Source organism: Shinella granuli (assembly GCF_004341885.1).
Taxonomy (GTDB): Bacteria; Pseudomonadota; Alphaproteobacteria; order Rhizobiales; family Rhizobiaceae; genus Shinella; species Shinella granuli.
The window spans coordinates 104,256-124,911 of record NZ_SLVX01000005.1 but is presented as its reverse complement, the minus strand read 5'-3'; the positions used below and the strand labels follow the sequence as shown (position 1 = coordinate 124,911).

Annotated in this window: 18 protein-coding genes; 14 read left to right on the top strand and 4 right to left on the bottom strand. The window is 67.2% G+C overall.

The features are described from left to right. Position 1: 1 nt before the first annotated feature. The 9 genes from EV665_RS10565 to EV665_RS10525 all read left to right on the top strand — a co-directional run bounded on the left by EV665_RS10565 (position 2) and on the right by EV665_RS10525 (position 10,762). On the top strand, positions 2–1,009 hold the full coding sequence (locus EV665_RS10565; protein ID WP_064332975.1) for a sugar-binding transcriptional regulator: 1,008 nt from the start codon (positions 2–4) through the stop codon (positions 1,007–1,009). Continuing rightward, the gene (locus EV665_RS10560; RefSeq protein WP_133034066.1) at positions 1,006–2,001 is read left to right on the top strand and encodes an aldo/keto reductase; all 996 of its coding nucleotides are present in this window, start codon (positions 1,006–1,008) and stop codon (positions 1,999–2,001) included. Before EV665_RS10565 ends, EV665_RS10560 begins: the two co-directional genes overlap by 4 nt. 12 nt (positions 2,002–2,013) lie before the next feature. Next, positions 2,014–3,762, top strand: coding sequence for a glycerol-3-phosphate dehydrogenase/oxidase (locus tag EV665_RS10555; RefSeq protein ID WP_162853026.1), 1,749 nt, complete (start codon positions 2,014–2,016; stop codon positions 3,760–3,762). Then, complete coding sequence (locus EV665_RS10550) at positions 3,735–4,577, top strand: class I fructose-bisphosphate aldolase (RefSeq protein ID WP_133034064.1); 843 nt, start codon at positions 3,735–3,737, stop codon at positions 4,575–4,577. The genes EV665_RS10555 and EV665_RS10550 overlap by 28 nt, the downstream gene beginning before the upstream one ends. Before the next feature lie 29 nt (positions 4,578–4,606). Next, positions 4,607–6,136 (top strand): FGGY-family carbohydrate kinase, encoded by a 1,530-nt coding sequence (locus tag EV665_RS10545; RefSeq protein WP_133034063.1) that lies wholly within the window; start codon positions 4,607–4,609, stop codon positions 6,134–6,136. A 17-nt stretch (positions 6,137–6,153) separates the two neighbouring features. Then, positions 6,154–7,758: a GMC family oxidoreductase gene (locus tag EV665_RS10540; protein ID WP_133034224.1), complete on the top strand. Its 1,605-nt coding sequence runs from the start codon at positions 6,154–6,156 to the stop codon at positions 7,756–7,758. Positions 7,759–7,828: 70 nt separating this feature from the next. Next, positions 7,829–8,077 (top strand): type II toxin-antitoxin system VapB family antitoxin, encoded by a 249-nt coding sequence (locus EV665_RS10535; RefSeq protein ID WP_064333276.1) that lies wholly within the window; start codon positions 7,829–7,831, stop codon positions 8,075–8,077. After that, positions 8,074–8,487, top strand: coding sequence for a type II toxin-antitoxin system VapC family toxin (locus tag EV665_RS10530; protein ID WP_133034062.1), 414 nt, complete (start codon positions 8,074–8,076; stop codon positions 8,485–8,487). The genes EV665_RS10535 and EV665_RS10530 overlap by 4 nt, the downstream gene beginning before the upstream one ends. Positions 8,488–8,713: 226 nt before the next feature. Then, positions 8,714–10,762 (top strand): putative bifunctional diguanylate cyclase/phosphodiesterase, encoded by a 2,049-nt coding sequence (locus EV665_RS10525; RefSeq protein ID WP_245507684.1) that lies wholly within the window; start codon positions 8,714–8,716, stop codon positions 10,760–10,762. Between the two features lie 9 nt (positions 10,763–10,771). Here the strand turns inward: EV665_RS10525 and EV665_RS10520 are convergent, their stop codons facing one another. Then, positions 10,772–11,434, bottom strand: coding sequence for a GntR family transcriptional regulator (locus EV665_RS10520; RefSeq protein WP_064332982.1), 663 nt, complete (start codon positions 11,432–11,434; stop codon positions 10,772–10,774). A gap of 242 nt (positions 11,435–11,676) precedes the next feature. Between EV665_RS10520 and EV665_RS10515 the strand changes: the two genes are divergently transcribed. Genes EV665_RS10515 through EV665_RS10495 form a run of 5 tightly spaced genes read left to right on the top strand, consistent with a single transcriptional unit; the run spans position 11,677 to position 17,888 of the window. Continuing rightward, positions 11,677–12,942, top strand: a complete 1,266-nt coding sequence (locus EV665_RS10515; protein WP_064332983.1) for an NRAMP family divalent metal transporter — start codon at positions 11,677–11,679, stop codon at positions 12,940–12,942. Between the two features lie 18 nt (positions 12,943–12,960). Then, positions 12,961–13,728, top strand: coding sequence for a LamB/YcsF family protein (locus tag EV665_RS10510; RefSeq protein WP_133034061.1), 768 nt, complete (start codon positions 12,961–12,963; stop codon positions 13,726–13,728). 9 nt (positions 13,729–13,737) lie between these two features. Continuing rightward, complete coding sequence (locus EV665_RS10505) at positions 13,738–14,547, top strand: putative hydro-lyase (RefSeq protein WP_133034060.1); 810 nt, start codon at positions 13,738–13,740, stop codon at positions 14,545–14,547. Between the two features lie 7 nt (positions 14,548–14,554). Then, complete coding sequence (locus EV665_RS10500) at positions 14,555–16,147, top strand: 5-oxoprolinase subunit B/C family protein (protein ID WP_133034059.1); 1,593 nt, start codon at positions 14,555–14,557, stop codon at positions 16,145–16,147. A gap of 10 nt (positions 16,148–16,157) precedes the next feature. Beyond that, the gene (locus EV665_RS10495; protein WP_133034058.1) at positions 16,158–17,888 is read left to right on the top strand and encodes an acetyl/propionyl/methylcrotonyl-CoA carboxylase subunit alpha; all 1,731 of its coding nucleotides are present in this window, start codon (positions 16,158–16,160) and stop codon (positions 17,886–17,888) included. Between the two features lie 203 nt (positions 17,889–18,091). On the opposite strand, the gene EV665_RS10490 is transcribed toward EV665_RS10495, so the two are convergent. Genes EV665_RS10490 through EV665_RS10480 form a run of 3 tightly spaced genes read right to left on the bottom strand, consistent with a single transcriptional unit; the run spans position 18,092 to position 20,649 of the window. Beyond that, the gene (locus EV665_RS10490; RefSeq protein WP_064332988.1) at positions 18,092–18,937 is read right to left on the bottom strand and encodes a cupin domain-containing protein; all 846 of its coding nucleotides are present in this window, start codon (positions 18,935–18,937) and stop codon (positions 18,092–18,094) included. Between the two features lie 28 nt (positions 18,938–18,965). Continuing rightward, positions 18,966–19,532, bottom strand: a complete 567-nt coding sequence (locus EV665_RS10485) for a TetR/AcrR family transcriptional regulator (protein ID WP_133034057.1) — start codon at positions 19,530–19,532, stop codon at positions 18,966–18,968. A 31-nt stretch (positions 19,533–19,563) separates the two neighbouring features. Next, on the bottom strand, positions 19,564–20,649 hold the full coding sequence (locus EV665_RS10480; RefSeq protein WP_133034056.1) for a Gfo/Idh/MocA family protein: 1,086 nt from the start codon (positions 20,647–20,649) through the stop codon (positions 19,564–19,566). Positions 20,650–20,656: the final 7 nt, after the last annotated feature.

Below are 20,656 nucleotides of genomic sequence, written 5' to 3'. Positions count from 1 at the left end.
CATGCCGATCGCCAAGCTGAAACCCAAGACCACGGCGCCGCGCGAAGAGATCGTGATTGCCCGACAGATGCACCAGGCGCTCGTGCTGCACTTCCTGGAAGGCCTGACGCAGGCGCAGATCGCCGACCAGCTCGGCCTGTCGCACGCCACCGTCAACCGCCTCATCAAGCGCGGCCGCCAGCTCGGCCTCGTCGAGATCAAGATCAAGTCGCCGGTCGAGCCGCTGGTCGACATGGAGGAGCGGCTCCTGGCGCTCGGCGGCATCCGCCGCGCCGTCGTGGTGCCGACCGTCTCCGACAATCCGCAGACGGCGCTCCAGGCCGTCGGCGAAGCGGCAGCCCGCCTGCTGCTTAAGGAGATCGCCGACGGCGACACGATCTGCATCACCGGCGGCAAGGGCGTCAGCGCCGTCGTCGCTGGCCTGCAGGCGCCGCGCCGCTTTGATGTCGAGGTCATCCCCGCGACGGGCTGCGTGCAGGGAAAACACTATACGGACGTCAACCATGTCTCGACGCTGATGGCCGAACGGCTCGGCGGGCGCTCCTACCAGATCCACGCGCCGCTTTTCGCCGACGATGCCGAGCAGCGGGAAATGCTGATGAACATGCGCTCCGTCGCCGACGTCTTCCAGCGGGCGCGCGAGGCGAAGGTGGCCGTCGTCGGCATCGGCTCGATCCTCAGCCCGGACTCGACCTATTACGACCTGCATCCCTCGTCGAGCGAGGACCGCAAGGCCATCGAGCATTCCGGCGCGAGCTCGGAGCTTCTCGCCCATCTCCTGGATGGCGAAGGCCGGCTCTGCGACTACAGCCTCAACCGCGCGCTGGTCTCGCTGACGCTTTCGGAATTCGCCTCGATCCCGACGAAGATCGGCGTCGCGAGCGGCTTCAACAAGGCAGGCTCCATCCTCAGCGTCCTGCGCGGCGATCATCTCGACACGCTCGTCACCGACGAGGCGACCGGCGCGCGCATTCTTGAACTGGCATCCGAAGAAGGAATTTCCGCATGAGCGGCGAACAATTGATCCGCGACATCGGGCGCTCCGGCGTCAAGGCCTCGGCCGTCGGCCTCGGCACCTGGGCGATCGGCGGCTGGATGTGGGGCGGCACGGACGAGGCGCAATCCATCGCCGCCATAGAGGCCTCGCTCGACGCCGGCGTGAAGCTCATCGACACGGCGCCCGCCTATGGCCTCGGCCGCGCGGAGGAGATCGTCGGCAAGGCCATCGCCGGGCGCCGCGACAAGGCCGTCATCGCCACGAAATGCGGCCTCGTCTGGCACACGCAGAAGGGCAGCCATTTCTTCGACCAGGACGGCAGGCCGGTCCATCGCTATCTCGGCCGGGACGCGATCATCCACGAGGTGGAGGAGAGCCTGCGCCGGCTCGGCACGGACTATATCGACCTCTACATCACCCACTGGCAGGACGCGACGACGCCGATCGGGGAGACGGTCGCAGCGCTGGAAGAGCTGAAGACGGCCGGCAAGATCCGCGCCATCGGCGCGAGCAATGTCAATCGGTCGGAGCTCGAACAGTATATAGAGACCGGGTCGCTCGACGCGATCCAGGAGCGGTTCAGCATGATCGATCGCAAGATCGAGGCGGACCTGCTGCCGCTCACCGTTCGAAACGGCGTGGCGACGCTCAGCTATTCTTCGCTGGCACTCGGCCTGCTCTCCGGCACGATCGGCCCGGACCGCGTCTTCTCCGGCGACGACCAGCGCAAGGACAATCCACGCTTCTCCGTCGCCAACCGGCAGAAGGCGAAGGCCTTTTCCGATGCGATCCGCCCCGTCGCCGAGCGCCATGGCGCGAGCATCGCCCAGGTCGTGATCGCCTGGACGCTGGCGCAGACGGGCGTGACCTTCGCGCTCTGCGGCGCCAGGAACCCGGCACAGGCGCTCGACAATGCGCGGGCCGGCACGCTGCGGCTTACGGCGGACGATCTGGCGGCCATCGACGCCGCCATTACGGCGCACCTCGTCTCCATGGACGGATAACGGACTGCCATCATGAACCGGAAACAGACATTGGACGGGCTCCGCCGGAGCCCGAAGGTGGACGTGTGCGTCCTCGGCGGCGGCATCAACGGGCTCAGCGTCTTCCGCGAGCTGGCGCTGCAGGGCGTCGACGTGCTCGTCGTCGAGAAGGCCGACTACTGTTCCGGTGCGAGCGCCGCCCTCTCGCGCATGGTGCATGGGGGCTTGCGCTATCTCGAAAACGGCGAGTTCAGCCTCGTCAGGGAATCCCTCGTCGAGCGCGACCGCCTCTTGCGCAATGCGCCGCACTATGTTGCGCCGCTGCCGACCGCGGTGCCGATCTTCGACATCTTCTCCGGCCTTGCCAACGGCATCGTCCGCTTCCTCGGCCTCACCCGCCGCCCCAGCCGCCGCGGCGCGATCGCCATCAAGACGGGGCTCGGCATCTATGATTTCCTCACGCGCAAGCGGGCGCTGATGCCGAAGCACCAGTTCCGCAGCCGCAGGGCGACACTCGAAAAATGGCCGGCGCTCAACCCGGCGATCCGCAATTCGGCGACCTATTACGACGCCTGGGTCAGCCATCCCGAGCGCCTCGGCATCGAGGTGCTGCGCGACGGCCTTTCCGGCGGGGAGCAGGCCCGGGCGCTCAACTATGCGACGATCGAGGCGGCCGGCGGCGGGCGCTACCGGCTGCACGACGGCCTCACCGGCGAGGCGCTGGACCTCCAGCCGCGGCTCATCATCAACGCGACCGGCGGCTGGGTCGACATCGCCAATGCCGGCCTCTTTGCCGCGGATGGCCGGCCCGAACCGCTGATGGGCGGCACGAAGGGCTCGCATCTCATCATCGACAATCCGGCGCTGCGCGACATGCTCGACGGCCACATGATCTATTACGAGAACGAGGACGGACGCATCTGCATCCTCTTCCCCTATCTCGGCAAGGTGCTGGTCGGTTCGACGGATATCCGCGTCGACGATCCCGGCACGGTGCGCTGCGAGGCGGACGAGCGGGACTACATCCTGCAATCGCTCGCTTTCGTGCTGCCGGGCATCCGCATCCGCCCGGAGGAGATCGTCTTCCAGTTTTCCGGCGTGCGCCCGCTGCCGACGAGCAAGGACAGTTTTACCGGCCGCATTCCGCGCGACCACTTCTGCACCGTTCTCGAAGGGCGCGACGGCGGGCCGCCGGTGCTCTGCATGATCGGCGGCAAATGGACGACGTTCCGCTCCTTCGGCGAACTCTCCGCCGACATGGCGCTCGACCGGCTCGGCCTGCCGCGCCGCATCGACACGGCGGATCGCCCGCTCGGCGGCGGGCGGGACTATCCGAAGGACGGCGACGGCTGGGTGCGGGCGCTCTCGGCCTCGACGGGCCTTTCCCCGGAACGGGCCGTGACGTTGTTTGCCCGCTACGGCACGGATGCGCGTGACATCGCCCTTTTCATCGCCGCCGGGCCGGATCACCCCATGCCCCATCCGGCCTACAGCGCCCGCGAACTTCTCTGCCTCATCCGCTCCGAAGCGGTCGAGCATCTGGACGATTTGCTCCTGCGCCGCACCGCGCTTGCCATTACCGGCGAGCTCTCGCTCGCCATGACGGAGGCCGCGCTCGATGTGCTGGCCGCCGAAAAAGGCTGGCCTGCGGCGCGCAGGGCCGAGGAGCGCACCCGTTTTCTGACCCTCCTGCACGAGCGCCACGGCGTTACGGAGGAAACCCTTTCCGCAAGGAACGAACAAAGGAGTGATGTATGCGAGACAACCGCAAGGTCCGGATGAACCGGCTGTTCGGCAACGGCCGTTGCCTGGACGTGGCGATCGATCACGGCGTGTGCAACGAGCCGTCCTTCCTCGACGGGCTGGAGGACATGCCGGCCGTGGTGAAGGCGCTGGTCGATGCGAGGCCCGACGCGATCCAGATGAACTACGGCCAGGCCGACCTGTTGCAGGGGCTTCCCGGCAAGGACAAGCCCGCCCTCGTCATGCGCATCGACATGGGCAATCCCTATAACCGCATCCGCCATCGCGACATGTGGGCCGTGCTGCAGAACGAGGCGGAGCCGCTCATCGGCGCGCTGGAGATGGATGCGGCCTGCGTGGTGGTCAATCTCTTCATGCTGCCGGACGAGCCCGACCTCTTCCGCCAGTGCGTGCAGAACATCGCGCGCGTCCGGGCGGATTGCGAGAAATACGGCATGCCGCTGATGATCGAGCCGCTCGTCATGCAGCCCGTCACGGAGCGCGGCGGCTATATGGTCGATGGCGATGCGGAGAAGATCGTCACCCTGACGCGGCTTGCCCGCGAGATGGGCGCCGATATCGTCAAGGCGGACCCGACCACCAATGCGGAGGATTTCCACCGCGTCATCGAGGCGGCGCGCTGCCCCGTCCTCGTGCGCGGCGGCGGCAAGGAGGACCTTCGCGCGGTCTTCGACAAGTCCGCGGCCTTGATGCGGCAGGGCGCGGTGGGCATGGTCTATGGACGCAACATCTACCAGCACGCCAATCCGAGCGCCGTGGTGCGCGGGCTGATGGCGATCATCCATGCGGATGCGAGTGGCGAAGAGGCTTTCGCGCTTTACCGGCAGGGATAGGATGAAACGAACCTTGGGAGGGGTTCAGCATGCAGGATTATCTGTTGGGGCTCGATGCCGGAAACACCGTGATCAAGGCGGTGATCTTCGACCGGACGGGCCGGGAGCTGGCGCATGCGGGCGAGGAGGGCCACAGCAGCATGCCGAGCCCCGGCCATGTCGAGCGCGATCTCGGCGAGCTCTGGGCCAATGCGCGGCGCGTCATCCGCACCTGCCTTGACAAGGCGGGCATTGCGGCCGGCGACATCGCCGCCATCGGCTGCGCCGGCCACGGCAACGGGCTCTATGCGCTCGACCGGGCGGGTGAGCCGCTCATCGGCATCCAGTCGCTCGACACGCGGGCGACCGGTCTCGTCGAGACCTGGCTGGCCGAGGGCGTCGGCGAACGGACCTATCCGATCGCCCGCCAGCGTCCCTGGCCGTCGCAGACGCCGACCCTGCTCGCCTGGCTGAAGCGTTACCGGCCCGAGCTCTTCCAGCGCATCGGCACGGTGTTCTTCTCCAAGGATTTCGTCGTCAACCGCCTGACCGGCCAGCGTGTCAGCGAGGTCTCGGACATGTCCGGCGCCGGCCTCATCGACCTTGCCGCCCGCCGCTACGACAAGGCGTTGATGGAGGCCTATGGCCTTGGCGACTGCATGGATCTCCTGCCGCCGCTCATCGAAAGCGCCGACATTGCCGGGCGGGTGACGGCGGCGGTGGCGGCAGAGACCGGCCTTGCCGCCGGCACGCCCGTCATCGGCGGGCTCTTCGACGTCGTCGCATCGGCGCTCGGCTCGGGCGTCTCGCGCACCGGCAGCGCCTCGATCATCGCCGGCACCTGGAGCATCAACCAGGTCGTCATCGAAGGCCCGGATCTCGACGGTCCCGTCTTCATGTCCTCGACCTTCGACCGGACCCGCTACATGGCGATGGAGAACAGCGCCACCTCGGCGGCCAATCTCGAATGGCTGGTGCGGGAGTTCTTCGAGGGCGACCACGCGGCGGAAATCTCGCCCTTCGACGCGTGCTGCGCGCATGCCGCGGCGGTGGAGCCGGCGGCGGACGATCCGCTCTACCACCCCTATCTCTACGGCGCCCAGCAGGACGGCCATGCGCGGGCGGGCTTCTACGGCATTGCCGGCTGGCACACCAGGGGCCATCTGGTCCGCGCCCTGCTCGAAGGCGTCGCCTTCGGCCACCGCCAGCATGTCGAGGCGATCCGCAAGGCCGGCGCGAGCTTCGAGGAGGCGGTCCTTTCGGGCGGGGGCTCGCGCAGCAGGCTCTGGCCGCAGATCTTCGCCGACGTGCTCGGCGTGCCGGTCTCCGTCGCCGTCTCGCGCGAGACGGGCGCGCTCGGCGCGGCGATTGCGGCAGGCACCGGGGTCGGCCTCTTTTCCGATTTCACCGACGGCGCCAATGCCATGGTGCGGGCCGACCGGCACTACAGGCCGAACGGCGCGCTGTCAGCCCACTACGACCGGCGCTACGCGCTCTACAGGGATATCGGCGAGGCGATGACGCCGCTGTGGCGGCGGCTCTCGGCGTCTCGGGACATGGCAGCAGGAGTTGCAGCGTGACCGTCGATGGACAGGAAATGGCGGTGGACGAGGGCAGCTACGACTTCATCGTCGTCGGCGCCGGCTCGGCCGGCTGCGTTCTGGCGAACCGGCTTTCGGCCGATCCGAAGAACCGGGTGCTGCTCATCGAGGCCGGCGGCTCGGATCGCTACCACTGGGTCCATGTGCCGATCGGCTATCTCTACTGCATGGGCAATCCGCGCACGGACTGGATGATGAAGACGGCCGCGGAGGCCGGCCTCAACGGCCGTGCGCTCAACTATCCGCGCGGAAAGGTGCTCGGCGGCTGCTCGTCGATCAACGGCATGATCTACATGCGCGGCCAGGCCGCCGACTATGACGGCTGGCGGCAGGCGGGCAATGCCGGCTGGGGCTGGGACGACGTGCTGCCCTGGTTCCTGAAGTCGGAGGACAACTACCGCGGAAAATCCGCCCTGCACGGGGCCGGCGGCGAATGGCGCGTCGAGCGCCAGCGGCTCTCCTGGCCGATCCTCGACGCCTTCCGCGATGCGGCCGAGGAACTCGGCATTCCGAAGACCGACGATTTCAACGACGGCGACAACGAAGGCTCCGGCTATTTCGAGGTCAACCAGCGCGGCGGCCTGCGCTGGAACACCACGAAGGCCTTCCTGCGGCCGGCCATGAAAAGGCCGAACCTGCGTGTCCTGACCGGAGCGGAGACCGAGCGGCTGGAATTCGACGGCAGGACGGTGACCGGCGTGCGCTTTCGCCTGCGGGGCCGCATCTGCCTTGCCCGCGCCACGCGCGAGGTGGTGCTGTCGGCCGGCGCGATCAACTCGCCGAAAATCCTGGAACTGTCCGGCATCGGCCGGCCGGACCTGCTCTCCGCCCTCGGCATTCCTGTGCGCCATGAACTGAACGGCGTCGGCGAGAACCTGCAGGACCACCTGCAGATCCGTACGGTCTTCCGGATCGAAGGCGCGCGCACGCTGAACCAGCTCTACCACAACCTCTTCAGCCGGGCCGGCATGGGGCTGCAATATGCGTTCTCCCGCTCCGGCCCGCTCTCCATGGCGCCGAGCCAGCTCGGCATCTTCGCCAGGAGCGATCCCGCCGTCGCGACGCCAGACCTCGAATATCACGTCCAGCCGCTCAGCACCGACCGGCTCGGCGAGCCCTTGCACCGCTACCCGGCGGTCACCGTTTCGGTCTGCAACCTCCGGCCCGAAAGCCGCGGCACGGTGCATGTGACGACCCGCGACCTTGCCGAGGCACCGGAAATCCGCCCGAACTACCTCTCGACGGCCGGCGACCGGCTGCTTGCGGCGAAATCCATCCGCCATGCCCGCAGCCTCATGCAGACGAGGGCCATCGCGCCCTTCCGCCCGCAGGAAATGTTGCCCGGCCGGGAATACGAGAGCGAGGAGGATCTGATCCGCCGGGCCGGCGACATCGCCACCACCATCTTCCACCCGGTCGGCACCTGCAGGATGGGCAGCGATCCGATGGCGGTGGTGGACACGAAGCTCGCCGTGCACGGCCTGAACCGGCTGCGCGTCGTCGACGCCTCGATCATGCCGACCATCGTCTCCGGCAACACCAATTCGCCTGTCATCATGATCGCGGAGAAGGCGGCGGAGGCTATATTGGCGAAGGGGTGACGGCTTGCCACCAGATGCCATCTTGATGGCAGGGCCGGGAGGGACTATATTTCCCTTGAAGGAGGCCATCATGGCAGAACCGCAGCTTTCCGTCCGCAGCGCCCGCGCGCGCGATCTCGCCCACCGCCTCGCGCGGCGGGAAAACCGTACGATCGCCGATATCGTCGAGCGGGCGCTGGAGGCCTATGAGGTGCGGGAGGCCGGCAGCGAGCCGGCGGCTCGCTTCTACCAGCGACTTGCCGCCGATTTCGGCGCGGAGGTCGATCTGGAGGCCACGATCCGCGAACACCGCACGCCCCATACGGGCCTCGACCTGTGATCTTCCTCGATACGAATGTCGTGTCGGAGACGCTGAAGAAGGCGCCTTCGGAAAACGTGCTCGCCTGGCTCGTGCGTTTCGATGCCGAACTGGCGCTGCCGACGGTGACGATTGCCGAGATCGCCTTCGGCATCCAGAAGATCAGGCCGGACGAGCGGGCAGACCGGCTGGCACAGGGCCTGGCCGAATGGCGACGCCGTTTTGCCGGACGGATTTTCGGCCTGACGGAGGCGGCAGCGCTTGTTTATGGCGAGATCATGGGCCAGGCGGTGCGGGAGGGGCGCCCGATGTCGGCGCCCGACGGCATGATCGCCGCGATCGTCCGCGTCAACGGCGGCCGGCTTGCGACCCGCAACATCCGCGATTTTACCGGTACCGGCATCGAGCTCGTCGATCCCTGGGCGTTCTAGCGTTCCGAACCGGGGCGCAAACGTGCCGATGGAATGCAATCTCATGGTTGCATTAGGGGTTTTCTCACACTCTTGTGCTCCACTCGTCCGTACCGAAGCGATGGTGCGGTTGCCGGTTTCCGGCCGCCTGCGCGCAGGGGGCAGGCGTGGTGAGACGGGTGCGGCCTTTGAACAGGACCACAGCGATCGCGAGTGACGGGGAATGCCGCATCGGGGTGGAGACGACATGCTTCGGTGTGAACCGGGCGGCACGGTGCCGGCCATGACGCGATACCCTCGAAGCACGCTTCGCCTGATCTCCGTCGCCTGGCCCTTCGTCCTGATCGTTCTCCTGCAGACTGCGCTTGCCACATTCAGCCTGCAGGTCAGCACCTCGCTGCGCGCCTTCGTGACGGGCGAAAGCCTGTGGTCCAAGGGGCAGCACGACGCGCTCTACTACCTCAACCGCTATGCCGACACCGGCAACCGTTCCTTCGTCGATCGTTATCGTCAGGCGATGCTGGTCCCGCTGGGCGACCGTGCGGCGCGGCTTGCGCTCGAGGCCGACCCGCCGGATATCCAGGCTGCCTATCAGGGTTTCCTTGAGGGCGGTAATCATCCGGACGACATTCCGAACGTGATCTGGCTGTTCCGCTACTTCCGCTGGCTTCCGGTGATGGAGGCCTGCTTGCGCGACTGGCGCACGGCGGAAGGGGTGCTGCTGCAATTGCTGCCGATTGGCGAGGCGATCGATGCGTCCCGCCATATCAGCGAAATCGACCGCCGTGACATCACGCGCCAGCTCGACGAGATCAACGCGCTGGTCACGCCGCTCACCAAGCGCTTCTCCGATCGCCTCGGCGCGGGGACGCGGCAGGTCCAGGACGTGCTTCTCGCGGCCAATGTGGCGATGGCGCTGCTCTTCATCGTGCTGACGGTCTGGCGGCTCGACAGCTTCCTCACCCACCGGCGCAAGATCGAGGAGCAACTGTCCTTCAGCGCCAATCACGACGACCTGACGGGCCTTGCGAACCGTCGGCTCTTCGAAGACGAATTGGAGCGCATGCTGGCGGGGCCGAAAACCCGCCATGCGCTGATGTTCATCGATCTCGACCAGTTCAAGGCCGTCAACGACAATGGCGGCCATGCGGCCGGCGACGAACTGTTGCGCCGTGTCTCGCGCGATCTCGCCAACGCGATCCGCGGCACGGATCTTCTCGCAAGGCTCGGCGGCGACGAATTCGGCATCGTCCTGCCGAACTGCGCGCCGGAGGATGCGCTGCGGATCGCCATGCGTCTTCGCGAGATCACCGAGGCTATCGATTTCGTCTGGAACGGGCATCGCTATTCGATCAGCGCCAGCATCGGCGTGGTGCACCTCGCCGGGCGCAGCTACACGCTCCAGGAAGCGCTGCGCGCGGCCGACATCGCCTGCTACATGGCCAAGGAGAAGGGCCGCAACCGCGTGCATGTCTACGAGACGACCGACGTGGCGCAGACCCAGTTCACCGCCAATCTCAACTGGGTGCAGCGCCTGCACCGCGCACTGGAGGAGGATCGCTTCCGGCTGTTCTCCCAGGCCATTGCCACCGTCCGGCAGGATGGCGAGACGGGCGAGCATCGCGAAATCCTGCTGCGGCTCGAAGAGGACGGCACGCTGCTGTCGCCCGGCGCCTTCATTCCGGCGGCCGAACGCTTCGGCCTCATGCCGGCGCTCGATCGCTGGGTGGTGCGCCACGCGCTCGAGATCATCAGCCGGCGCAAGGGCGCGGCTGCCGGCACCTATTCCATCAATCTTAGCGGCCTGACGCTGAAGGACGAGACCTTCCTGCCGTTCCTGCGCGAGGCGCTGCGCCACAGCCGCGTGCCGGCCGGGGCGCTCTGCTTCGAGATCACCGAAACCAGCGCGATCGAGAACCTCGACGAGGCCATCGCCTTCATGAACGCGATGCGCGCGATGGGGTGCCGCTTCGCGCTCGACGATTTCGGCGTCGGCATGTCGTCGCTGACCTATCTCAAGCGCCTGCCGGTCGATTATGTGAAGATCGACGGCAGCTTCGTGCGCGACATGCTGACGGACAAGGCGGATTGGATGACCGTCGAGATGATCAACCAGATCTCCCATCTCGCCGGCCGCAGGACGATCGCCGAATTCGTTGAAAACGCCGAGATTCTTGCGGCGTTGCAGACGATCGGCGTCGACTATGCGCAAGGCTATTTTCTCAGCCGGCCGGAGCCTTTCCTGCCGGAAACGACAGGCCTTGCCGCGCCGCTCCGCCGCGTCGGCGCCGCTTAGCCGGCAGGCTCAGGCCAGCTCGGATGCCCGCTCCAGCGCCTTCAGCATCGTGCGCTCGGCGAGGTTGAGATAGGTCTCCATCTGGGCCGCGGCCTCATGCGGCCGGTTCGTCTCGACGAGCGTCGTGATGGCGTCGTTCATGTCGACGAAGGGGGAGTGCAGGTGCTCCGGGTCGTTGAGCAGCCCGAAGCAGAGGCGCAGTTCCGCCGAGATGCGCTCGTAGAATTCGTTGAGCCGCGCGCTGTCGGAGAGGTCGATGACGGCGGTGTGGAACATCATGTTGGCGCTGCCGACGCCGATCCAGTCGCCTTCGGCACGCCGCTCGCGCGCCATCTCCACCGCCGTGCGCATCGCGCGGATCGCCGGGTGCTGCTGCCAGGCCTGGCGCAGCGCGCCGCATTCGAGCATGCGCCGCACGCGGTAGATGTCGATGATCGAGGCCATGGAGGGCACGGCGACGAAGACGCCGCGATTGGCCTCGTGGCGCAGCAGCCCGTCCTTGGTGAGCAGGCGGAAGGCCTCGCGCAGCGAATTGCGCGAGACGTCGAAACGATCGCTGAAGGCGGCTTCCGACAGGCGCTGGCCGGGAGAAAGCTCTCCCGAGATCAGAAGCGTGCGAATGCGCCGTGCCAATCGATCTGCCAGCGGCAGGCCTTCTCCGTCATCCGTCATCGTCGTCTCCCCGGCCCGATTCCGTTTCCTCGGGTGCCCTCTTTCCAGGCTGGCCATAGCACGAATGGGTGAGCAATGGGCTGAAAAGTGTGGCGAATCTCGCGCTATGTGATTGGTAAAACGGCAATAATAAGGAACGATATAGAAATATTGTTGAACAATATTGACATTTTTGTGTGACGGTTCATCATTTGACGATGCATCACTCGCGAGGGGCGGGTGTGTGAGAGCGGAGAAATCTCATGGAACAGAATGCAGCTGTGCCTGCCGGCACGGGCGTGATCGCGCAGGGCATCCACACCGTCAAATCCCGTCGTTCGGCGCTGGTCGCCGCGATCTTCCTGATGGCGACCTCCGCCATCGGCCCGGGCTTCATCACGCAGACGGCAACCTTCACCACCAAGCTCGGCGCCGCCTTCGCCTTCGGCATCCTCGCCTCCATCCTCATCGACTTCGTCGTCCAGTTGAACATCTGGCGCATCGTCACGCTGACGCGCATGCGCGCTTCGGACGTCGCCAATGCCGCCATTCCCGGCTCGGGCTACCTGCTGGCCGTTCTCGTCATCGTCGGCGGCCTGTTCTTCAACATCGGCAATATCGGCGGCACCGGCCTCGGCCTCAATGCGGTCTTCGGCCTCGATCCGAAGATCGGCGGGGCGATCAGCGCGGTATTCTCGATCGGCATCTTCCTGTCGAAGCGCGCCGGCCTTGCGGTCGACCGCTTCATCGTCTTCGCCGGCATCCTGATGATCGTGCTGACGCTCTACGTCGCCTTCGTGTCCGGCCCGCCGGTGGGTGACGCGCTGTTCCAGACCGTCCTGCCCGATACGATCGACTTTGCCACGATCACCACCATCGTCGGCGGCACGGTCGGCGGCTACATCACCTATTCCGGCGCGCACCGCCTGCTCGACCGCGGCATGGTCGGCCAGGAGCACCTGCCGGCGGTCTCCCGCGCGGCCCTCACCGGCATCGCCGTGACCGGCCTGATGCGGTACGTGCTCTTCCTCGCCATCCTCGGCGTCGTTGCCAGCGGCGTCGTCATCGACACGGCGAGCCAGGCGGCGAACCCGGCCGCCCAGGCCTTCCAGGCCGCTGCCGGCGATGTCGGCCTGCGCCTCTTCGGCATCATCTTCTGGGCGGCGGCCATCACCAGCGTCATCGGCGCGGCCTATACCTCGATCTCCTTCATCACCGTCTTCAAGCAGGACATCAGCGAACACGCCCGCAACATGGCGACGGTCGTCTTCATCGCCATCTCGCTGGTCTCCTACCTTCTGATCACCACGCCGCCCGCCGCCATGCTGGTCTTCGTCGGCGGTCTCAACGGTCTCATCCTGCCGATCGGCCTCAGCATCTTCCTCTTCGCTGCCTGGAAGCGCGAGGACCTGATGGGTGGCTACCACTATCCACGCTGGCTGCTCGGCCTTGGCGTCCTGGTCTGCGCGCTGACATGGTATATGGGCTACAAGTCGGCCGGCACGATCTTCGGCCTGCTCGGTCTCTAAGGAAAAGGGGAGGGAACAATGGCAGCGATCGATCTCAACAGCGATCTCGGCGAAAGCTACGGCGCCTGGCGCATGGGCGACGATGCGGCGATGCTCGCCGTCGTCTCCTCCGCCAACATCGCCTGCGGTTTCCATGCGGGCGATCCGGCCGGCATCTACCGCACGGTCCAGGCGGCCGCGAAGAACGGCGTCGTCATCGGCGCCCATGTCTCCTATCCGGACCGTGTCGGCTTCGGCCGGCGCGATCTCGACGCCACGTCGGAGGAGCTGATTGCCGACGTGATCTACCAGATCGGCGCGATCAAGGGCGTTGCCGCCTCGGCGGGAACGACGGTGCGCTACGTCAAGCCGCACGGCGCGCTCTACAACCGCATCGCCTATGACGCCAGACAGGGCCAGGCCGTCATCGACGGCATCAAGGCGGTCGATCCTGCGCTGGTCCTGATGGGCCTTGCCAATGCGCCGATCCTCGACCTCGCCCGCAAGGCCGGCCTTGCCGTCGTCGCCGAGGCCTTCGCCGACCGCGCCTACACGCCGAAGGGCGAGCTCGTCTCGCGCCGTGAGCCCGGCGCGGTGCTGCACGACGCGGCGAAGATCGCCGACCGCATGGTGCAGCTTGCCCGCGAGGGCACGCTCGAAGCCATCGACGGCAGCACGATCCGCATCGAGGCACAGTCGATCTGCGTGCACGGCGACAGTCCCGGCGCGGTCGCCATCGCAGAGGGGATCCGCCGCCGGTTCGAGGTGGAAGGCATCGCCATCCGCTCCTTCGCCGACAAGTCGTAAGGGCGCGCCATGACGATCCCCACCGCCTTCCTGGACCACGCCGACGCCACGGCCGCCCGCAAGGCGCGGGCCGATTATCGGGGTGGGCTCGTCGCGCCCACCTCCGGCATCGCGCCGGGCTTCACCCAGGCCAACATGATCGTGCTGCCGCGCGACTGGGCCTTCGATTTCCTGCTCTATGCGCAGCGCAATCCGAAACCCTGCCCGGTGCTCGACGTCTCCGATCCCGGCTCGCCGACGACGCTGCTTGCGCCCGGCGCGGACCTGCGCACCGACCTGCCGCTCTACCGCATCTGGCGCGATGGCAGGCTCGCCGAGGAAACGCCGGACGCGTCAGCCGCCTGGGCGGAGCGCGACGATCTCGTCGCCTTCCTGATCGGCTGCTCCTTCACCTTCGAGACGCCGATGGTCGAGGCGGGCATCGAGATCCGCCACATGACGGACAAGACCAATGTGCCGATGTACCTGACCAACAGGGCCTGCCGGCCCGCCGGCCGGCTCAAGGGCAACATGGTCGTCTCCATGCGGCCGATCCCGGCCTCGCGCGTCGCCGACGCCGCCACCATTTCCGGCCGCTTCCCGGCCGTGCATGGTGCGCCGGTCCATGTCGGGGCGCCCGAGGAAATCGGTATTGCCGATCTCGCAAAGCCTGATTTCGGCGATGCGGTGCGCATCGAGCCCGGCGAGGTGCCGGTCTTCTGGGCCTGCGGCGTCACCCCGCAGGCGGCCGTGATGGCGTCCGGCGTGCCCTTCGCCATCACCCATGCGCCGGGCCACATGTTCATCACCGATATCCCCGATTCCGCCTATCACGCGTGAGGGTCCGATGCGCTTTCTTCCCGTCAGCCTGACCACCATCCTCGTCGAGCTTGCCGATCTCGACGAGACGCTCGCCCTCTTCGCCGCGTTGCAGGCCGATCCCATCGACGGTATCGAGGAGATGGTGCCGGCCGCACGCACGCTGATGATCCGCTTCCGTCCCGAAAGGATGGCGGCTGCGGATCTGGCGGCCCGGATCGGGACCCGCGACCTGTCGGCGAAGATCGCCCCGTCGGAGCATCTGGTCGAAATTCCCGTACGCTATGACGGCGAGGACCTGCGCGATGTCGCCGACCTGACCGGCCTCAGCGTCGAGGAGGTCGTGCGCCGGCACACGGAAAGCGAATTCACCGTGGCCTTCTGCGGTTTTGCGCCGGGCTTCGGCTATCTCGTCGGCGGCGATCCGGTCCTCGCTGTGCCGCGGCGCAAGAGCCCGCGCACCCGCATTCCGGCCGGCTCTGTCGCCCTTGCGGGCGCCTTCAGCGGCGTCTACCCGCAGGCGAGTCCCGGCGGCTGGCAGATCATCGGCACGACGCCGGTCAGGATGTGGGATATCGACCGCGAGCCCGGCGCGCTGTTCCAGCCCGGCTATCGCGTGCGCTTCTTCGACATGGAGGCCGCGGGCCGGACAGTCAGCATTCCGGAGCCCGTCGCCAAGGCGGATCGCACCGTGGCGGCGGATGCGCCGCAGTTCAAGGTGCTGGCCGCGCCCATGCCGGCGGTCTTCCAGGATCTCGGCCGTTTCGGCCAGACGGGGCAGGGCGTCTCGGCCTCCGGCGCGCTGGACCGCGCCGCCTTCAATGCCGCGGGTCGCATCGTCGGCAATCCGGCCAACACGCCGGCGCTCGAACTCACCCTTGGCGGCTTCTCCTTCGAAAGCACGGCACGCGCCGTGATCGGCCTTGCCGGCGCCGCCTGTCCCGTGACGGTTCGTGATGCGGACGGCCGCAGCCGCGACTTTTCGATCCTGCAGCCCATCGCGCTGGAGCCGGGCGACGTCGTGACGATCGGCCATCCGAAGGCGGGCATGCGCGCCTATCTTGCCGTGCGCGGCGGCTTCGATGTCGCGCCGGTCCTCGGCAGCGCGGCGACCGATACGCTGGCCGTCGTCGGCCCCGAGCCGGTCACGGCCGGGGCGGTGCTGGCGCTGAAGAGCCGCAAGGAGGGGCTTGCGAGCGTCTCGCCGGATGAACTCCGCGCCTTCGACCTGCCCTCGGCCGGCGACGTGGTGACGCTCGACGTGGTGCTCGGCCCCCGCACGGACTGGTTCACGCAGAAGGGCATCGAGACGCTGACAAGCCAGCTCTGGCAGGTCACGCCGCAATCGAGCCGCGTCGGCATCCGCCTTGCCGGCGAGGTGCCGCTGGAGCGCAAGGACAGCGCGGAACTGCCGAGCGAAGGCACGGCGACGGGCGCCATCCAGGTGCCGCACAGCGGCCAGCCGGTGCTCTTCCTGGCCGACCACCCGCTGACCGGCGGCTATCCCGTCATCGGCGCCGTCGCCGAATACCATCTGGACCTTGCCGGCCAGATCCCGATCAATGCAAAAATCCGTTTCCGCCCGATCGGCCCCTTCGCCGACATCGCCGCGACCCGCTAGGAGGACTGCCATGAAGAAAGTGCTGATTGCCAATCGTGGCGAGATCGCCGTGCGCATCGTGCGCGCCTGCCGTGATCACGGCCTCCAGTCGGTCGCCGTCTATGCGGATCCGGATGCGGACGCGCTGTTCGTGCGCCTTGCCGACGAAGCCTACGGCCTCGGCGGCGTGCGCCCGGCGGAAACCTATCTGGACATCGAGAAGCTGATCGCGGTCGCAAGGCGCGCCGGCGCGGATGCGGTGCATCCGGGCTACGGCTTCCTTTCCGAGCGTGCCGAATTCGCGCGCGCCGTGCAGGACGCCGGCCTCATCTGGATCGGCCCCGATCCTGATGTCATCGAAGCGCTCGGCGACAAGGTCGAGGCACGGCGCATCGCGCAGGGCGTCGGCGCGCCGCTGGTCGCCGGCAGCGACGGCCCGGTGTCCTCGGCGGCCGAGGTCGTCGCCTTTGCGGAAAGGCACGGCCTGCCGGTCGCCATCAAGGCGGCGCATGGCGGCGGCGGACGCGGCCTCAAGGTGGCCTGGAAGATGGAGGAGGTCGCGGACCTCTATGAATCCGCCGTGCGCGAGGCGACGGCAGCCTTCGGCCGCGGCGAATGCTTCCTGGAGCGTTTCCTCGACCGGCCGCGCCATATCGAGGCGCAGGTCATCGCCGACAAGCACGGCAACGTGCTGGTGCTCGGCACCCGCGACTGCTCGGCCCAGCGCCGTAACCAGAAGCTCATCGAGGAGGCCCCGGCGCCCTTCCTCTCGGACGAGCAGCGCCAGAAGATCCACGCCGCCGCCAGGGCCATCTGCGCGGCCGCCGGCTATTCGGGCGCCGGCACGGTGGAGTTCCTGCTCGGCGTCGACGGCACGATCTCCTTCCTGGAGGTGAACACCCGCCTCCAGGTCGAGCATCCCGTCACGGAGGAGACGACCGGCATCGACCTCGTCATCGAGCAGTTCCGCATCGCCGAGGGCTTGCCGCTGCGCGTGCTGGAAACGCCGGAGCCGCGCGGCCATTCCATCGAGTTCCGCATCAACGCGGAAGACCCCGGCCGCGGCTTCCTGCCGACGCCCGGCGCCATCACCGTGTTCGATCCGCCCTCCGGCCCGGGCGTGCGCCTCGACAGCGGCGTCGTTACAGGCTCCACCGTGCCCGGCGTCTTCGATTCGCTGGTCGCCAAGCTGATCGTGACCGGCGCGACGCGCGAGGAGGCCCTGCGCCGCGCCCGCCGCGCGCTGAAGGAGTTCCGCATCGAGGGCGTGGCGACGGTCCTGCCGTTCCACCGCGCCGCCATCGACACGGCGGATTTCATCGGCACGGACGGCTTCAAGGTGCATACCCGCTGGATCGAGACCGATTTCGCCGCCATGCCCGAGGCCATGGCCCGGCCGGAGCCGATCGACGATCCGACGCTGGTCCGCACCCATCTCGAAATCGACGGCAGGCGCGTGTCGCTCGCCCTGCCGAGCCTGCTGCTCGCCGGCCTCGGCGCGGCGGGGCAGGGCAGTGCATCGGCCGCGGGCAAGGGCGGAGGGCCCGCCGAGGACGGCATAACGGCCCCGGTTTCCGGCACGCTGCAGGCCTTCAAGATCGCCGACGGCGCCACCGTCGTGGAAGGCGACCTCGTGGCCGTCATGGAGGCGATGAAGATGGAGACACAGGTCCTCGCCCCCAAGGCCGGCCGGCTCCGCCTGCGCGTGAAGGAAGGCGACTACGTCCAGGCCGGCGACGTGCTGATGGTGTTCGAAGGCTGATTGGATGCCGGCTCCCGGTTTTCGGCAGCCTGTCAGTGACAAAACCCGCATACCTCTCCTCCGCCATGGTCGGGCTTGACCCGACCATCCACAGCCGCGGGTGCCGCGCGGATCCTCGGGTCGAGCCCGAGGATGACGGAGTGCTTGGGGAGATGTTTATCATCGAGTTGACGGCTCTCGGTCTTCGAGAGCCCACTTTACAATCAAAAATCCGGCGCCACGCCGAAGACGAATTCGCAGGGCGTGTGCGACATGTTGAAATACTGGTGGTCGAAGCCGGCGGGGATGTAGAAGCCGTCGCGTGGATTGAGCTCGAACCAGGCCTGGCCCTCGGCATCCGGGATGTGGATGTTGAGCACGCCGGAGACGACATAGAGGCATTCGTCGCCCTTGTGGCGCTCGATGCGGGTGCGCTTGCCGCCGAGCACCGTCGTCTTGCCGACTGTCAGCTGGTCCGTTGCGCAGTAGAAGCCGGTATAGGCGCCCTGCGTCTCGGCATCGAGGCTCCAGAGCATGTCCGCATCCCGCTTGGGATGGATGGTGCGGGCCTTCTCCTGTGCCGCCGCCTCCATCGGCCAGCGGCCGAGAAATTCGTCCTGGATGTAGCGGTTTTCCGAAAGCAGCGGCTTGGTGCGGGCGTAGGGGCCGGACGTGCCCTTGGCCGGCGGCGGGGCGAAGAATTCGAGCACGCGCACCTGTTCCTCGCCGAGGTTGAAGCCGTGGTGCCAGGTGTCCTTGCGGAAGAACAGCGCCTCGCCGGGCTTGGCGATGCAGACCTCGCCCGTTTCCGGATTGGCAAGGCCGAGCGTGCCGCTGATCACGTAAAGCAGCTCGTCCGCGCCGAAGATGGTGCGGAAGGCATCGGTGTGCTTGAAGCAGCCGCCCGGCTGCATGCCGAAGACGATCTGGTGGATGTTTTCCGTGGAAGCATAGATCCAGTCGTCGACGAGGCCGGCATTCTCCTCGCCCCACAGATGGCGCGTCACGCCGGCATAGGGAATGTGGCTCGGCCGGTCGAAGACGGGACGGGGGGACGGCTTGTAGCCCATGGAAAACTCCTTTTCAGATGATGACAAGCTAAGGGGTGGCGCCCGCGGGACGGGTGCGCGCGATCAGCCGGTCGATGACGGCCTGCTTCATGGCGGGGTCGAGATGCATGACGTTGAACACCTCGGCCATCCACATGCCCTCGATGGCGAGGCGGATGATCGTCGCTTCGACGGGATCGAGGCCGTCCGTCTCGACGGCGGCTTGGCAGCGGATGTTCTGCTGGTGGACGATTTCGAGCAGGTCGGGAAAGTTCGACAGCGCCGCCGTGATGCTCGCGCCGAGCCGGTCGTACTGGTCGCCGGTGCTGGCGGCCCCGCCCATCGTCGCCTTCACATAGGCGCGGGTGTAGCGGCCATGCGGCTCCTCGTCCTCGCCCTCGATGCCGGAAAGACCCGTCTCGAAGCGATAGACGAAGCGCTCGACCATGGCGCGCACCAGCGCATCCTTGCTGGCGAAGTGGTAGAGGATGCCGCCCTTGGAGAGCCCTGTCACCTCCGCCACCTTGTCGAAGGTGAGCGAGGAGACGCCCTCGTTGACGACGATCTCCTCGGCGGCGCTGAGGATGCGTTCCCGTGCGGTACCACGTCTTGCCATGTCGAACCCCGATGCTGTTGCTGTCTTCCCGCTATAGCGACGAACTTTCGCGCAGGCGACCGACGATTTCGGCCATCAGGGCGAGGTCCTGGCGGGAGTCGTCGAGCGTCGTCTTCGGTGTCGTGCCGTTCACCAGGTGGTCGTGGAAGGCGCGCAGCTCGATGGCGAAGGGATCGGTGTAGTTCGGGCCGAAGGTGCGGGTCTCGGTCTCGGTGTCGTTTGAATCCGTGACCTCCAGCGTGGTCGGCAGGTTGCGGATGTAAGGCGTGTCGTAGCCGAAGCTGAGGCGGCGGCGGTCGGAATAGACCTCGATGCGGGCATCGAAGCGCGCGACATTGTCGATCAGCGCCTCGTAGATCGCGGTGAAATGGCCGTAGTCGAAGAGCGCGACGATCTGCTCGCCGTTCTGCTTGTGGTGGGCGGCGATGACCCGCTGCGGCAGGCCGATCAGCTCGCGCATGGCCGAGAGGCTGTGCGAGGAGAGGCCGGTCAGCACCTGGTAGGCGCGCATCAGGCTGGGGGAGGCGTCCTTGCCGGCGACGTCGCGCAGCAGCGCCTCGGTCTCGGCGCGGGACTGCGCGAGGAAGCCGCCGTCGAGATCATCGGGATAGAAGATGTTGCGCGTCTGGCGGATGAAGAACGGGCCTTCGCAGATGAGGTCGCGCACGCGCACATAGCGCAGCGCCTCCTGTGCCGGCATCATCTCCTTGGCCTTCAGGAAGCTTGCCGAATAGCGCCGCATATAGGCGACGAAGACGAGGCGGCCGGATTTTTCGGCGAGCGGCAGGACGTCGTCGATCTCGCCGAGCGTCAGGCAGGCGGGCTTTTCGAGGAAGACGTCCTTGCCGGCCTTCAGCGCCAGGGCGAGATAGTGGCGGTGCGTCTGGTCGGGCGTCAGGATGAAGACGGCGTCGATATCGGACGCCGCGAGCAGCGCTTCCGCGCTCTCATAGGCGCGCGCGCCCGGATAGCGGCCGGCGCAATGGGCGGTGAGGCTCGGCGAGACGTCGAAGACGCCGGCGACCTCGAAGAGGTGGCGGTGATCGGCAAGGATCGGCAGGTGCATGAGCTGGCTCACCTCGCCAAGTCCGATGAGGCCGACACGGACGATATGCATGGAAAAG